General features: G+C 41.0%; 13 protein-coding genes and 1 pseudogene. 5 read left to right on the top strand and 9 right to left on the bottom strand.

The annotated features are described in order from the left end of the window. Window positions 1–151 precede the first annotated feature (151 nt). A pseudogene (yghU, locus tag SWP_RS04800) lies at window positions 152–1011 on the top strand (glutathione-dependent disulfide-bond oxidoreductase). Between the two features lie 152 nt (window positions 1012–1163). On the opposite strand, the gene SWP_RS04795 reads toward yghU, so the two are convergent. The 6 genes from SWP_RS04795 to SWP_RS04775 all read right to left on the bottom strand — a co-directional run bounded on the left by SWP_RS04795 (window position 1164) and on the right by SWP_RS04775 (window position 6915). Beyond that, window positions 1164–3200, bottom strand: coding sequence for a hybrid sensor histidine kinase/response regulator (locus SWP_RS04795; protein WP_020911268.1), 2037 nt, complete (start codon window positions 3198–3200; stop codon window positions 1164–1166). Beyond that, entirely contained in the window at window positions 3190–3510 is a 321-nt protein-coding gene (locus tag SWP_RS04790; protein WP_020911267.1) for a hypothetical protein, read from the bottom strand. Before SWP_RS04790 ends, SWP_RS04795 begins: the two co-directional genes overlap by 11 nt. Continuing rightward, window positions 3485–4705, bottom strand: coding sequence for an EAL domain-containing protein (locus tag SWP_RS04785; protein WP_020911266.1), 1221 nt, complete (start codon window positions 4703–4705; stop codon window positions 3485–3487). The genes SWP_RS04790 and SWP_RS04785 overlap by 26 nt, the downstream gene beginning before the upstream one ends. Further along, complete coding sequence (locus SWP_RS04780; protein WP_020911265.1) at window positions 4702–5373, bottom strand: hypothetical protein; 672 nt, start codon at window positions 5371–5373, stop codon at window positions 4702–4704. The genes SWP_RS04785 and SWP_RS04780 overlap by 4 nt, the downstream gene beginning before the upstream one ends. A 95-nt stretch (window positions 5374–5468) precedes the next feature. Beyond that, window positions 5469–5708, bottom strand: a complete 240-nt coding sequence (locus SWP_RS24105; protein WP_187148571.1) for a hypothetical protein — start codon at window positions 5706–5708, stop codon at window positions 5469–5471. A 970-nt stretch (window positions 5709–6678) separates the two neighbouring features. After that, the gene (locus tag SWP_RS04775) at window positions 6679–6915 is read right to left on the bottom strand and encodes a hypothetical protein (protein WP_020911264.1); all 237 of its coding nucleotides are present in this window, start codon (window positions 6913–6915) and stop codon (window positions 6679–6681) included. Window positions 6916–7340: 425 nt separating this feature from the next. Between SWP_RS04775 and SWP_RS04770 the strand changes: the two genes are divergently transcribed. Then, window positions 7341–7529 carry a hypothetical protein gene (locus SWP_RS04770; RefSeq protein WP_020911263.1) on the top strand — a complete coding sequence of 63 codons (189 nt, stop codon included), beginning with the start codon at window positions 7341–7343 and terminating at the stop codon, window positions 7527–7529. A 67-nt stretch (window positions 7530–7596) separates the two neighbouring features. Here SWP_RS04770 and SWP_RS04765 read toward each other — a convergent pair whose 3' ends face one another. Further along, window positions 7597–8400 (bottom strand): SDR family NAD(P)-dependent oxidoreductase, encoded by an 804-nt coding sequence (locus SWP_RS04765; RefSeq protein WP_020911262.1) that lies wholly within the window; start codon window positions 8398–8400, stop codon window positions 7597–7599. A 280-nt stretch (window positions 8401–8680) separates the two neighbouring features. Between SWP_RS04765 and gloA the strand changes: the two genes are divergently transcribed. The 3 genes from gloA (at window position 8681) to SWP_RS04750 (ending at window position 11165) form a co-directional block, all read left to right on the top strand. After that, entirely contained in the window at window positions 8681–9067 is a 387-nt protein-coding gene (gloA, locus tag SWP_RS04760) for a lactoylglutathione lyase (RefSeq protein ID WP_020911261.1), read from the top strand. Between the two features lie 4 nt (window positions 9068–9071). Further along, entirely contained in the window at window positions 9072–10172 is a 1101-nt protein-coding gene (locus SWP_RS04755; protein ID WP_020911260.1) for an alkene reductase, read from the top strand. 132 nt (window positions 10173–10304) lie between these two features. Further along, the gene (locus SWP_RS04750; RefSeq protein ID WP_020911259.1) at window positions 10305–11165 is read left to right on the top strand and encodes a DMT family transporter; all 861 of its coding nucleotides are present in this window, start codon (window positions 10305–10307) and stop codon (window positions 11163–11165) included. Between the two features lie 218 nt (window positions 11166–11383). Here the strand turns inward: SWP_RS04750 and norW are convergent, their stop codons facing one another. Beyond that, window positions 11384–12541 (bottom strand): NADH:flavorubredoxin reductase NorW, encoded by a 1158-nt coding sequence (gene norW / locus SWP_RS04745; protein ID WP_020911258.1) that lies wholly within the window; start codon window positions 12539–12541, stop codon window positions 11384–11386. A gap of 38 nt (window positions 12542–12579) precedes the next feature. Next, window positions 12580–14067: an anaerobic nitric oxide reductase flavorubredoxin gene (norV, locus tag SWP_RS04740; RefSeq protein WP_020911257.1), complete on the bottom strand. Its 1488-nt coding sequence runs from the start codon at window positions 14065–14067 to the stop codon at window positions 12580–12582. Between the last annotated feature and the right edge of the window lie 140 nt (window positions 14068–14207).

Below are 14207 nucleotides of genomic sequence, written 5' to 3'. Positions count from 1 at the left end.
ATACTAAGCCGTCATTTTCACGTGACAAACACGCTGGATCCACAGTTAGACTAAGTAGCACTTTCTCATGACGAATCTTTATATCCACAACGCTTTTAAAAGAATGAAATAACCCCATATTAATAAGACAGCTAAACACCTAGGAATTGATATGAGCAAGCAATACACTCCAGCAAATGTTTGGACCATGGATAGTGAAAATGGCGGCGAATGGGCAAGCATCAATCGCCCTGACTCTGGTGCGAGATATGACAAGGCACTTCCTGTAGGTAAACACCCGATACAGTTACACTCGTTAGCAACTCCTAACGGCCAGAAAGTGACAATCATGCTTGAAGAGTTACTTGCAAAAGGCGTATCTGGTGCCGAATACGACGCATACTTAATTAATATTGGCGATAGCGACCAGTTCTCATCCGGCTTTGTTGAGATCAACCCCAACTCTAAATTCCAGCCCTCATTGATAACTCTGATAATAGCGCAATCAATGTATTCGAATCAGGCAACATTTTACTTTACCTTGCAGATAAATTTGGCCACTTTATACCGACAGAGATAGCTGCCCGCACTGAAACCATGAACTGGTTATTTTGGCTGCAAGGATCTGCGCCGTACTTAGGCGGTGGCTTTGGCCATTTTTATGCCTATGCTCCAGAAAAATTTGAGTACCCAATTAACCGCTTTACCATGGAGACAAAACGCCAACTCGATGTACTCGACAAGCAATTAGCAAACAATAAGTATATTGCAGGTGAAGACTACACAATCGCAGATATGGCAATCTGGCCTTGGTACGGTAATCTAGTGCTAGGTAAACTATATAACGCAGCCGAGTTCCTTGATGTCGAAAGCTATACCCACGTGCAACGCTGGGCTAAGTTAGTTAGCGAGCGAGCTGCTGTTAAACGTGGAAAAATAGTTAACTGTACCTGGGGGGAAGAGTGGCAGCAATTAGCTGAGCGCCATAGTGCAGCAGACATTGATGAAGTATTAAAAAAACAGACTATGTAGTTTGGCTATTGCCCTCTAAGTAACGGTTAATCAGCCATCTTTACTTAGTAAGGGAATATCAACTATAGAGTTATGTAACATCCACGACTTCAATAGAGGAGACTTCACAATACAGGTGAATTATCTCCTCGCTGTACTCGTAGCGCTTAACCTCAAAACGTTGGCAGCTCCCCTCTCAAAGTGCTAATAGCCATTATATCCAATGGCTTCTGTAAAAATGGAATTTCTGGAAATTGAGCAGATCTAGGAATTTCGTCTTTGCTGTTAGCTGACAGAATAAAATACTTTGCTCGAATAAAACCCAACTCCTTTAATGACGATATCAGAGTCAAGCCATCGGTATCTTCAAGCATATAGTCCATTAGTACTGTAAGAGATGGTGATTCAGTGCCGTGCTGGTGTACTTCATAAAACCCATCGAGTGCATTTATAGCCTCTCGTTCATCTTTCGCAGTGATCACAATGAATCCGTTACTTTCTAACATTGACTTACAGACCTCCAAATTAAAACAGTTATCATCAACGAGTATGACGTGCTGTGCATTGGCGACTTTGTGCTGATTAATCACTGAGTTTGAGGCATACGTATTGTTCTCCTTTTTTGGAGAAATATCCACACTAACGATCGTGGAAGTATCGTGGGAAGGCAATCGCTCAGTTTCTCTGCGGCTAAGCCTAAACGGAAACTGAAATATAACTAAAGTACCATGATCTTTTCTGCTGCGGATCCTGATACTCCCGCCAACACTTTCAATCACCTTTTTACAAGTATACAAACCAATTCCTATGCCAGACTTGAGTGCTTCATTTGATTTCAAGTCAGTAGTGAAAGGTTGCGAAATCGCTGTCATTGATGCTTTAGACATCCCCTTACCAAAGTCCTTAATAGCCACACGAACAAAACCATCTAGAGGCTTGTCGTCTCTAGCTAATCTTGCGGTTGAATTGGATGAGAAAGGACGAACTCTGACACTGAATATGACCAGATCACCAGTACTATACTTAAATGCGTTATTGATGAAATTGGTTGTTAACTGGAAAAACTTAGTATCATCTAGCAGGATATGGGTAGGGATCTCTCCCACATACAGCACCTTTAAAAGTTTTTTATGTGTATCGCTAAATGCGCGATAGTAATCTTCTATTTTATTTAAAAACAGGGGGAAATTTACTTCTTGGTAATGCAAACTTAAAGTTCCAGAACTAGCCTTACTATAAGTCAGAGTATTTTGCGCAACAGTGTTCAGTAAATTTGCAGACCAAATTATTTTATCTAGTGTTTCTTCACCATCGACTGAGCCGCTCGTCTTATTTTTCAACATATTGGCATAACCTAAAACGGCATTAATAGGCGTCCTTATCTCATGGTTTAATGTTGATAATAATGCCAATTTTGAGTTTGACTCAATACGCTGCTTTTCTTTATCAATACGATTTTGAATCATCAAGGAGACAAGCAGTGAAAATACCAATCCAGCTAAAGTACAACCAAATAGTAATTGTGCGATGCTAAGCATCTCTGCATTTGTTGGTAAGTTATCAACCGTTAAACGATAACTGGTATTATATTCTGGTAAATCAATAAATTGCTCTGAGTGGAACCCTAATAGCGAGGCGAAAAACCTGTCTTCATAAGTTTGACACTCTTGGTTACTCAGAGTGCGATTTCCTAATGTGAACCTTTCACATATGTCGATATTTCCCTCCATTTTTTGCTGCAATCTTTGGTATGACACCGCATAAACCAAGTAGGGATGTTTAGGTTCATCAATACTAATAACGATAGTCGCAAAATCTTCAACCTCGTAACTAATAGTGTTATTAGGTTCTGTATGCGCCCCCCCTGCATCGATGGCCTCATAAAACGCTGGATCTGATATATATTGGGGTTGTAACTGCGGGTCCAATGTAAACGCTATCGCCGATTTTATTTTGAGTAAATCTTTCGCAAAAAGCGTGAATTCAGCTTTGGTTACCTCATTAGAGGCATTAAAAAATGCCTGCAGTGCATCCATCATGATGCGGTGCTGGATCAACATCTCTCTAGAAGACTCAAACACCTTTTCAGCGCGACTTTGGTGCTGTTTAGCTAACTCCGCTTCCCCGTGCTTCCACAGCGCTATATCAACCAGCAAGGTACCCATCAAACCAACAGTAAACGCCAAGCTAGCTAAGCGACTAAACTTCACCGTCAATCTCCTTAAGCAGCATTTGCAGCGTAGTGATACCTTCGAGCAACTCAACCTTATTGAATGCATCGCTATATAGCAATTCATTGTCGATTTTTAAGCAACGACAAACCCCCTTGTATTTATGAAGTAATACCGAAATATCATCAGTGCAAGAGCAAGGTAACTGACTCGTTTCAGAAGCTAGCTTATCCAACTCCAACATTAGAACGCCATAAAGATGGCTTCCACTATCTTCACTAAAATGAGTAAAGAAAGTGCGCAGTTTAGCTTTAACACCTTGACTAACAGCAAGCATATTGACAATCATGATGTTGGTTATACTCTTTAATCCACTCCATTAAATAACGACCTTCAATAGGAGGACTGATAAAATAACCTTGTGCAACATGGCATCCTAACGCCTCCAATACCTTCAGTACCGATACAGTTTCCACGCCTTCAGCAACAACTTTGACCTTGAGCTTACTCGCTAAGGCAATCGTCGACTCTACAATCGCTTGATGCTGCGCATTGGTGTCAAGATCTGACACGAAATCTTTATCAATTTTTATCTCATCAAATGGAATACTGTCTAAACGGTCAAAAGTAGAGTAGCTTTTACCGAAATCATCGAGGGATATTGGGATATCGTTGATAATGAACTTTGCAATAGCTTGAAGAGAGCGATCTTGATTGATCGTTTGCTGAGACTCTGTCAGCTCCAGCATGAGTTTCACATCTGAATTGCTTAGATTTTTATCAATAACATAATTGATAAAGTCATCCGACAGTAAATCATTGGCGCTAATATTGACCGATAAACTATAACGCTTCAGTTCAGTAAATAAATGCCACTGAGACAATGCTTGGTTAAGCACTAATTTAGTAAACTGACAATTTAACCCCGCCTTTTCTATCAAGGGAATAAACTTATCAGGATAGACAAAACCATCTCCTTGAATACAAAGCCTAGACAAAACTTCAAACCCAATAAGTTCACCAGTTTTTATGTTAATTTTTGGCTGATAACACAGAAATAAATTATCTTCATTGAGCAGTGAAGTGATGTTTTGTTCATTACAGATAGGTGAGTTTTCAACGATGTGTTCAGCTCGTCGCGGAGATATTTTCTTCGCCAAAATGGCAGTGTAGATATCTTTGATATCCAGAGGTTTTTGAAATACTCCTATCAAATTAAGGCTAAAGCTATTTGTGATATTTCCTATCAGCTCAAGTGTTCGTTTATCAGAAGAGCTTACAATTGCGAGTGGAATATCGCGACTACGCGTTGTCGCCATATGATTAATGATTGCGAGGCCATCGCCATTTTCCATTTTCAGATCCGCAATAACCAAATCAATTGCAGTCAGCTCCTTAAGGCTATTCTGTTCGAGCATTTCAATCGCTCTATTTCCACAATCGGCTTCATGGAAATCAAAGCTGACATCAGGAGCCACCATGGTAAATTCTGTTTTAATTATCTCTCTCACAAATGTTTGATCATCAACAATGAGAACCTTCATTTGCATCCTCCTTGCATATCATTACTAAGAAAAGTGACTAATCTTTTTGGTGAAATCACAGCTAACTTGAGTAAAAAACGGTTTGCCATTAATTCAGAACGGCTTAGTAGAAAAGAGTGAATGGCTATCATCCTGTCATTAAGTTCCATCGTTCTAACCTTAAACGGCTCTAGTTTTGCGGTACTTAACTTTTTTATGAAGCCTTCATCACAAATACTAAAACAGAGATAACGTAATTTTCTGTTTTGAGAAAACATGTAGATATAGGTTGACATGATACTATTTTCAACTTGTTTAGTAGCCCCAGCAGAGGATAAAACCAACATAGCATCACGATCTTTATGGTCGCAATTATCCATAACCTCACTGAGGTCCCTATTGATATTGACTAGTTCGAGAACACTTTGAGCTGACGTTTCTAAATAAAGCCCATGCCCAATAATTTGACCACCAGAGGTTGTTGCAATGGAAATTTTGACTCGGCTTAAGTCAGAGAAACCTTCAAGAGAAGGCTTCAATTTTAGGCTTGGATTTCCTTCGTAGCTCAGAATCATCTTAAGCACTAGGTAAAAACTATCATCGTGAATATCTAAGCTTTGAATCTCATATTCACCATTTGTGTAATAAGGATGGCTTGATTTTATATCTGGCGCATTCGGTATTGCCACCACGCTCCCAACGACTAACGGTAATAATATCTAAATTATGGAAAAGGCTACTATGTTGCCTAAGGTGCAAGCATAGCTGTTCCTGCGACAATTCATTATTTTGGCGTAGATGTTTCAAAAAAGCCGAAAATACATGGTTCTGTTTGTCTTTTGAATAAGAGCAACTGGTAGAGGTCATAACGCGTTCCATTGGTTTTACTTAATTGTTTTAATAATCCCATATATTCTTCTTTATCTACGTCATCAATACGCTCTGGATATAACTTTGTATACATAATCCATATGCGATGATTACTCTCATTAAAATAAATGCCAGTCACTTGCTCATTCGTCATGCCTTCACCAGTAAGCTATTCGGTATAATTAACTGATTATTGAGTGTAAAACATTATTAAATATGACAACATTGGCAAGTTATGTACGATGTTTAACCTGACATGCCTAGCTAATACGGCCTCAGGCACCACTCACTACAAAATCTTTAATAACATATAGATAATACAAAATATTGCACCTAAAGCAGGTAGAGTTTGAACAAAGCTATCTGTTCATTCCGATGCATCAATAGCAAAGATATTAATAGTAACCCATCAATAAAAAAACACTAAAATAATATGGTGCACTTTCAATATTAACTATAGCTCCTTATATTAAGCTTGTAGATAATATTAAATTAAAAACTTAGAACACCCGCTAAATATTGATAATTATTACTGATAAAAAAAACACTTTCATTCGTTAAAACTTAATAACAGGTTAAACTTAAATTTTGAGATTGGTTTAATATTAATAATGAAAAATATCTTTCACTATATGTCACACGAAGTTATTGTAGATTCGATTACAGTTTCATGTACTCGAGACACTCGATAGCATCTTTCATGCCCTCCCTCCTAAAGTATTAGAACAGAATACGCTGTTAGTTATACTAAACTCGCTCAGATAACATGTATAAAGCCTTTTAACAAACGATTAGTTCTGTTCATCCTTTATAATTAAGGTGAAACTCACAATACTAATACCTAGACCTAAGATTTAACCACTAATAACTAGGCTCTAGGTTAATATCCAATATTGCACTTTCACTTACAGTGATTGACTTGTTGCTATAATAAAGCCTGTCCCCCCCATAGATGATGGAAAAATTATATTATTATCGAATAATGTAGGACGTTCATTATAAAAATGAAATCATCAACTAAAATCAAGCATTCAACGGGCGCACAAATTAGGTATAAGTAATCTCTTCTAAAGCAGGCACAATCAAACGCTTTATTAAACTATTGAGTAAAAAGGATTGAGTAACTAATCTGGTTGGTTTTTATCTGCTTCACGCCGCACAAGTATAAAGGTAAGGTACATTTTGGTTGGCAGTGACAGAACCATACCAAGGGCGATACACATGGCGCTAATGATAATTCCTGTTACGCCCATGGCTTCCACAGCCTCACTAAAGTTGTGGAAGTAGATCCCCAACAGGATTAAACACAGACCAATAGAAATAGAGGTTTTTAACAGTAAAATCAATTTTGCATCTGTCACAGTTAACCTCCTTCAATCATCATGCAGCTCAGTTAATCGACCTTATCATTTAATATTGAATCTATTTGGTCTACAAGGTCTTGATACAGATCAAACCGAAAAAGTTAATATAGTAAAAGCTCATTAAACGTTCTAGTTTCCCCGCTGCTCCCAAAAGTTAAACCCACCACAACATGCCCACAAAGTAGTATTTTCAGCCGAATCGCTATTAATTAGCCTTCTTTATTAGCAATAAATAGGGTTTACCACTGTCACAATCAGTGCTAATTACGGCAGCGTTGATTTAGATCAATAACTGCCTACGCCTTTTCAGGCCTTATAAAGGTGAACTAGATCACAAAGGCGCAAACCAGCATTGCGCGAAGTTCACAGAAATTACGACTTAATGTCTTTTAAAAATGAAACGTAGAATTTAGAGGTGCACGATGGAACTACTCCCCAATTGCTATACAGACCTTTGCGTCAATGGAAAATGGTTCCACTATGATCATGGTGAAAGTTCAGTGTTTATGCTCAATGGTAGCAAACCTTTATCGTTTGAGCTCGAGTCACTGCCTAAAACAGAAGATGAACTCGAATCGCATTTAAGCCAAATTGCTGCGAGCCTAATTTAAACCCGTCTCTGTAGATTCTATAAAAAAATGGGCCTATGAGCCCATTTCAATTTAAGTGCTCAGCAAGTTAACTGGCGTAACTCACCTTTGATAATGCTTGCTTCATTGAGTCCATCAGCAACATGAGTGTAGTTTCATCTAGCGCATCATTATGCGGACTGCTAAAACGCCCAATATCATTATCGAAATACAGCCCTGCAGCACCTGAAAACTCATCAGATAACGCTGCTCGACAAAGAATATTAACGCCTATACTCAAGTCTCCACCCGCAACACCAAAAGCATCTTTAACCATCTTACTACCAAGCATAGAGGCGGGATTAACGGAGACAACTATCGGGCCCGTTGTTTGTAACTCAAGCCCCAATACCCGCGACCACATGGTAATAGCCAACTTACTCTGCGCATACGCCTGCCCATCAGATAATACCTTCTCACCTGCAAGCGCTTGTAAGTCGACACTTGCTTGAGCCGCAGATGATAGATTCACCACGCGACTGTGCTTACCTAATAGTGGTAACAGCTTTTGAGTTAACAAATACGGCGCAAATGTGTTTACAGCAAATCGTAGATCAAAGCCGTCTTTGGTCGGTTGACCTGAGCCACTATACACACCCGCATTATTAATAATCACATCAATATGCTGATGCCGTTGCTTGATATTATCAGCCAGTGAAATTACGTCGCTCATAACAGATAAGTCGGCAATATAGGTCTCGATACTTCCTTTCGCCAATTGTTCGGCAACAGCTGCTAACTTCATTTCGCTACGCCCATGGAGCAATACATGATGTCCTTGGGATACCAATGATTTTGCAGTTTCAAGGCCAATGCCATCTGTAGCACCAGTGATTAAAATTGTCTTTGCCATCATTCGCCCTTTTCTATTTCGCTAGTAACAAGTCTACATCTAATTGCAAATATTGATAATCGCTCTACAAGAGTAAATAGTTTCAACTTAGCATTGATAATCAAATCTAAAACAGACTTACCACTCGCAGATCATTACGCAAAATTATCAAATACATAAAAAATGATAATTTCAAATCGCAAGCTATTAACTGTAAATTTTGACCATCAAATACAGATCATCAAACGCAAAATTTACTCTGTTTATGTTCAAGTCAGTAATGCGTTTCTAAAGGCAATATATGAAGTTTTTACACACCATGTTAAGGGTCAAGGACCTCGATAAGTCAATCGCTTTTTATACTAATGTACTTGGCATGAAAGAGCTTGAGAGAACTGAAAACCAGCAATACCGCTACACCTTAGTGTTCGTTGGCTTTGGTAACCAGGCTGACAGTACCACTATTGAGCTGACCTATAACTGGGATACTGATGAGTATGATATGGGTAATGCATTTGGCCATATCGCACTCGGCGTAGAAGATATTTACGCTGCTTGTGACAAGATTAAAACACTCGGCGGTAATGTCACTCGAGATGCTGGTCCAGTAAAAGGTGGGAATACTCATATCGCCTTTATCACTGATCCTGACGGCTACCAAATTGAACTTATCCAGCTAGGAGAGTAATACGATGACTGACTCGCTATTCCAACCAATCCAACTTGGTAAACTGACCCTAAGCAATCGCATTGTTATGCCTCCGATGACTCGCTCTCGTGCCAGCCAACCGGGTAATACAGCCAATCAGATGATGGCCAAGTACTATGCACAAAGAGCTTCTGCAGGACTTATCGTTGCTGAAGGCACTCAAATATCAGCAATGGGTCAAGGCTACGCATGGACCCCCGGGATCTATACCTCTGAGCAAATTCATGGCTGGAAACTCGTCACTGATGCTGTTCACAACAATGGGGGTACTATCTTTGCTCAGTTATGGCATGTAGGTCGAGTCACCCATCCAGATAACATTGGTGGCCAACAACCAATCTCATCTTCAGCCTTAAAAGCAAAGAACGTTAAGGTATTTATCGACAATGGTACCCAAGAGCCAGGTTTTGTTGACGTAGTCGAACCGAGAGAGATGACTCAAGCTGATATTGAACTGGTTATTGGTCAATACCGCCAAGCTGCTCTCAATGCGATAGAGGCTGGTTTTGATGGCATTGAACTTCATGCTGCAAACGGCTACCTAATCAACCAGTTTATCGACTCAGAAGCTAATAACCGCACCGATGAGTATGGTGGTTCTATAGAAAATAGACTGCGCTTTATGGGCGAAGTGGTTGCGGCCATGACCGATGCTATTGGCGCTGATCGCGTTGGTGTGCGTCTTGCGCCATTTACTTCACTTAATGGCACTGTTGATGCGACTCCTGAAGAGACCTACACAGCAGCTGCAGTGCTACTAAACTCACTGAGTGTAGTTTACATCCATATTGCAGAAGTTGACTGGGACGACGCGCCAGAAACACCTAAAGCCTTTAAAGCAGATGTCCGCCAAGCCTATCAAGGTGTGCTGATCTATGCCGGCCGATATGATAGTGACAAAGGTGCTATGGCGATCGATGATGGAGTGGCAGACATGATTGGTTTTGGCCGTCCGTTTGTTGCCAACCCTGATCTGCCATCACGGATCCAGCACGGCTATCCGCTAGCTATGCACGATCCAAATACACTTTTCGGTGGTGCGGAAGTTGGACTGACTGACTACCCAGATTACAGTGCTAACTAATCCATAGTTAAAGCCAATACAGCATTCGGTCGTTGCTAAGGTCACATACTTAGCAACGACCACTAGCCGCTAGCCCTCAGCTCCTTTAGCCTACTGGTTTCAGTCCTATCCCTAGCCAAAAAAACACAATAAATGAACAAACTAGCACTGCGTGGCGAACTTTTACTGCTACTGGCGACCTTTCTTGCCGCTGTAGGCTGGATCGCTTCAAAACAAATTATTACCCAAGTGCCAGCAAGTGCCTTCATTAGTGCTCGCTTTCTGCTTGCAAGTCTTATCTTGCTGCCATTTTGCTTGAGTCAGCTGCGAGAACTTCGCGCTAAACAACTGTTTTCAATCTGTGCCGTCGGCGTAGTATTAGCAGCTTGTATTCAGCTATATGTGTATGCAATTTCTATGTCTAGCAGCTTGTCAGAAGGCGCATTTATCATGAGTTTGGCGATGCTCATTGCCCCTTTTACTTCATGGTTACTGTTTGGGGTGACACCTAATCGCGCCTTTTGGTTGGCATTGCCAATTGCAGTGGTAGGCATGTTGTTGCTTATTCTCAGTAATGGTTGGCAAATAGAACAAAGCCAATGGTACTTCTTACTCGCTTCAACCTTACTATCCTTGCACTTTGTATTAAATAAACGATTAACGACGAACATCAAGCCACTTAGCTCCATTAGCCTACAACTATTTGTCGTTGGCCTTGGTGGGTTATTGATAGTGCTTCTTGAGCAACCACAAGCATTTGAAGTCAGTAAGCAGACTCTCATTTGGTTTGCTATTTCAACGGTTATAGCAACGGCATTACGTTACTTAATGCAAACAGTGGGACAATGTTCAGTTAAAATTGAAACAGCCTCATTGATCATGATATTAGAGCCGGTCTGGACGCTAATGCTCAGTATTGGTTTACTTTCAGAAGTGATTGAACCACAAAAGCTTCTTGGAGGAGCGACTATTTTGCTATCGCTGTTTGTTTATATAAAGCTCTCTCAAAGCTGATTAGCTTTATAGAGGAGTCAATGAAAAGGCCGCCAGTGCGACCTTTGTTAATGCTGGCTTTATACCAATCACAGTAAGTGTTCAGAAATAGCGTAGGAAAAACGCTTGAAAACAAGGCATGAATTTTCGATAAGTAGTTATTCTACAACCAAAGTTTCTAACGACGTTATCAAGTGTTTTAACAAGCTTGAGTCAGCAGCTATTAACTACGACTGATACTAGTTATGTGCTACTACTTTTCTTAACAGCGAAAAAGACTGCTTGGCACTTTCATCGGTAACCACAAACCCGCTCATATTGTTTAACTCGTCATAGGCCTCAGCCACGACTCCTTGCTTAGCAAAGTTCACTTTCCAGAATGACGCAGTATCAAAGCTGCCACCTATTTGAATCGGATAAGCAGGTGTTTTTACTTTCACCATCATCGGCGGAAAGGTTAGTTGTGATGGCTGACCTAATAGCTCCTTAGCCAGCGCATTAGCACTTAATATAATCGGTTGTAGGTATGCCATTACTTTGCCATTGATCTCAGCACAGTCACCTAAAGCATAGACATTCTCGGCAGATGTCTTTAATTGACTATCGACTACAATCCCCTGATTGACCGCAAGCCCTGCTTGCTGCGCAAGTTGAGTATTGGCGCGTAGCCCAGCCGCTGAGATCACCCTGTCAACGGTGAATACACGCCCTTTATGAGTGGTCACCTTGTATGCTTGTGCGTTTGTGGCTGTAATCGCAGGCTCTATTAAGCTGACATAATCATTAAGCTCAAGGGCCATTCCAGCATCAAGCAAGGTACGCTCAAGTTTCAGCGCGACAAAATCCGGAGTCACATTGGCAAGTAACCGGCTATTTGGCTCAACCACTATCACCTCTTTTCCGCTAGCTTGCAGATCCATCGCGAGCTCTGTACCAATCAATCCTCCGCCCATCAGCAGTATTCGAGCCGCACGGTCTATGGCTGCTTGCGAAGCACGATACTCAGACAAGCTATTGAGGGTGATAACACTAGCTTGCCCTCCACCTTTAATAGGCGGTACAAAGGCGCTAGCGCCTGTGGCAAACACTAACTTAGCGTAATGGTAAGATTGACCACCAGCATCCACACTCTGCGTTTTAGTGTCAATGCTATCGACTCGGGTATTAGTCACTATTTCAACTTGTTGCTGCGCTGAAAAGTCCGCAGCAGATAGCAATATCAACGCATCGGCATCTTGCCCTTTTGAAAAGACATGACTTAAATCGGGCTTGTTATACTCATCGCCGTTATCGGCTGTTATCACTAAAATGGGCAGCTCTTTGTCTTGTCTGCGAATATTTTTTATCAATTGATAAGCGGCAAAGCCGCTACCAATGATCACAACTGGTGCAGTCATGATTGAGTCCTCTTAATACCAATCGGTATAATACGTCGCTACGCGTTATGCTCAACAAACACATCTTTACCTAAGTTGCACTCAGGGCAGAGAAAGTATTCAGGTATGTCAGCCCAAGTTGTTCCAGGCTCAATCTCTTGGTTTGGCTCACCTTTAGCGGGGTCATAAACCCAGTTACACACAGTGCAGATCATGCATTGGCAATCAGCTGAGTGCTCAGCTAGCGCCTGCTCTTCAGCACTTGCAGATACAGGCTTAGCTGTTTGAGCAGCTGGATTAGGCTCAGTGCTAAGCTTTGCCTCAGCAAGACTTGCGACTGCAGTTAGAGGTTGTAGTGCCCACTGTTTTGCTATTTGGCGACCATGTTCACGACATTCACGCATCGCTTTGCCATCGGGTCTCCACTTAGTTTTTAAACCCAGCGCGGTTTCAAAGCCAGCATCCATTAAGCGAGTGTTAATCCTATCCACAGCGCCACCATTCCAGCCATAACTGCCAAATGCAGCCGCTTTTTTGCCTTTAAACCTAAGACCGGTGATCTCCTCTAGCATGCCAGCAATTTTTGGCATCATGACATTATTCATGGTTGATGAACCGACAAGCACTCCTTTAGAGCGGAAAGTGTGCGATAGGATTTCATTCTTATCATGTTTAGAAACGTTAAACACTTTAACGGCAACCCCCGGATCAACGTCATGGATGCCTTGAGCAATGGCATCTGCCATCATACGCGTGTTATTCGACATTGAATCATAGAATATTGTGATCTTGTCTTCTTGGTAGCTGTCAGCCCATTCAAGATACTGATGAATAATTTGAGTCGGGTTATCGCGCCAAACGATACCGTGAGCTGTTGCGATCATGTCCACTGGCACGTTAAAGCTCAGTACTTCATGAATTTTGGCGGTAACTAGGCTACTAAAAGGGGTAAGAATGTTGGCGTAGTAACGCAGGCACTGCTCTTTAAGCTCATTTTGATCAACTTCGTCATTGAACAAGTGTTCATCACAGTAATGTTGGCCAAAGGCATCATTACTAAACAGTACCGCATCTTCTGTCATGTAGGTCATCATGCTATCAGGCCAGTGCAGCATTGGTGCTTCAATAAAGATAAGTTGTTTACCATTCCCAATATCAACACTGTCGCCAGTTTTAACGGTTTTGAAGTTCCACTCAGGGTGATGGTGATGCCCGACAATAGAGTCCACTGCTGCTTCAGTACAATAGATTGGCGTGCCAGGTATTTTCTGCATCAAGGCAGTTAACGCGCCTGAATGGTCTTCTTCGGCATGATTTATCACAATGAAATCGATACTGTTAAGATCAATTTCCATCTCTAGGTTTTGAATAAACTGATGACTAAACCTATGATCAACGGTATCGATTAAGACTGTCTTCTGCTCTCGGATGAGGTAACTGTTGTAACTGGTACCGCGCGTCATTTTGTATTCGGTGCCATGGAAGTCTTGTACTTCCCAATCGCGTTGGCCGACCCAGTGGATGTTGTTTTTTACATGAATTGTCATTAGCTACTACCTAAAAGATTAAATAAATTATCAATTTCTAAGCTGAGTAATTGCACTAAGCATGCCAATGAGATAATTGATTGAAACTATTGGGTAAGTATAAAAATGCGCCAATGAAAAATTGTAATAATGACAACAAC

The sequence above is a fragment of the Shewanella piezotolerans WP3 genome (assembly GCF_000014885.1).
Taxonomy (GTDB): domain Bacteria; phylum Pseudomonadota; class Gammaproteobacteria; order Enterobacterales; family Shewanellaceae; genus Shewanella; species Shewanella piezotolerans.
Note: the sequence above shows the minus strand (reverse complement) of the source record. Positions and strands in the feature narration are given on the sequence as shown.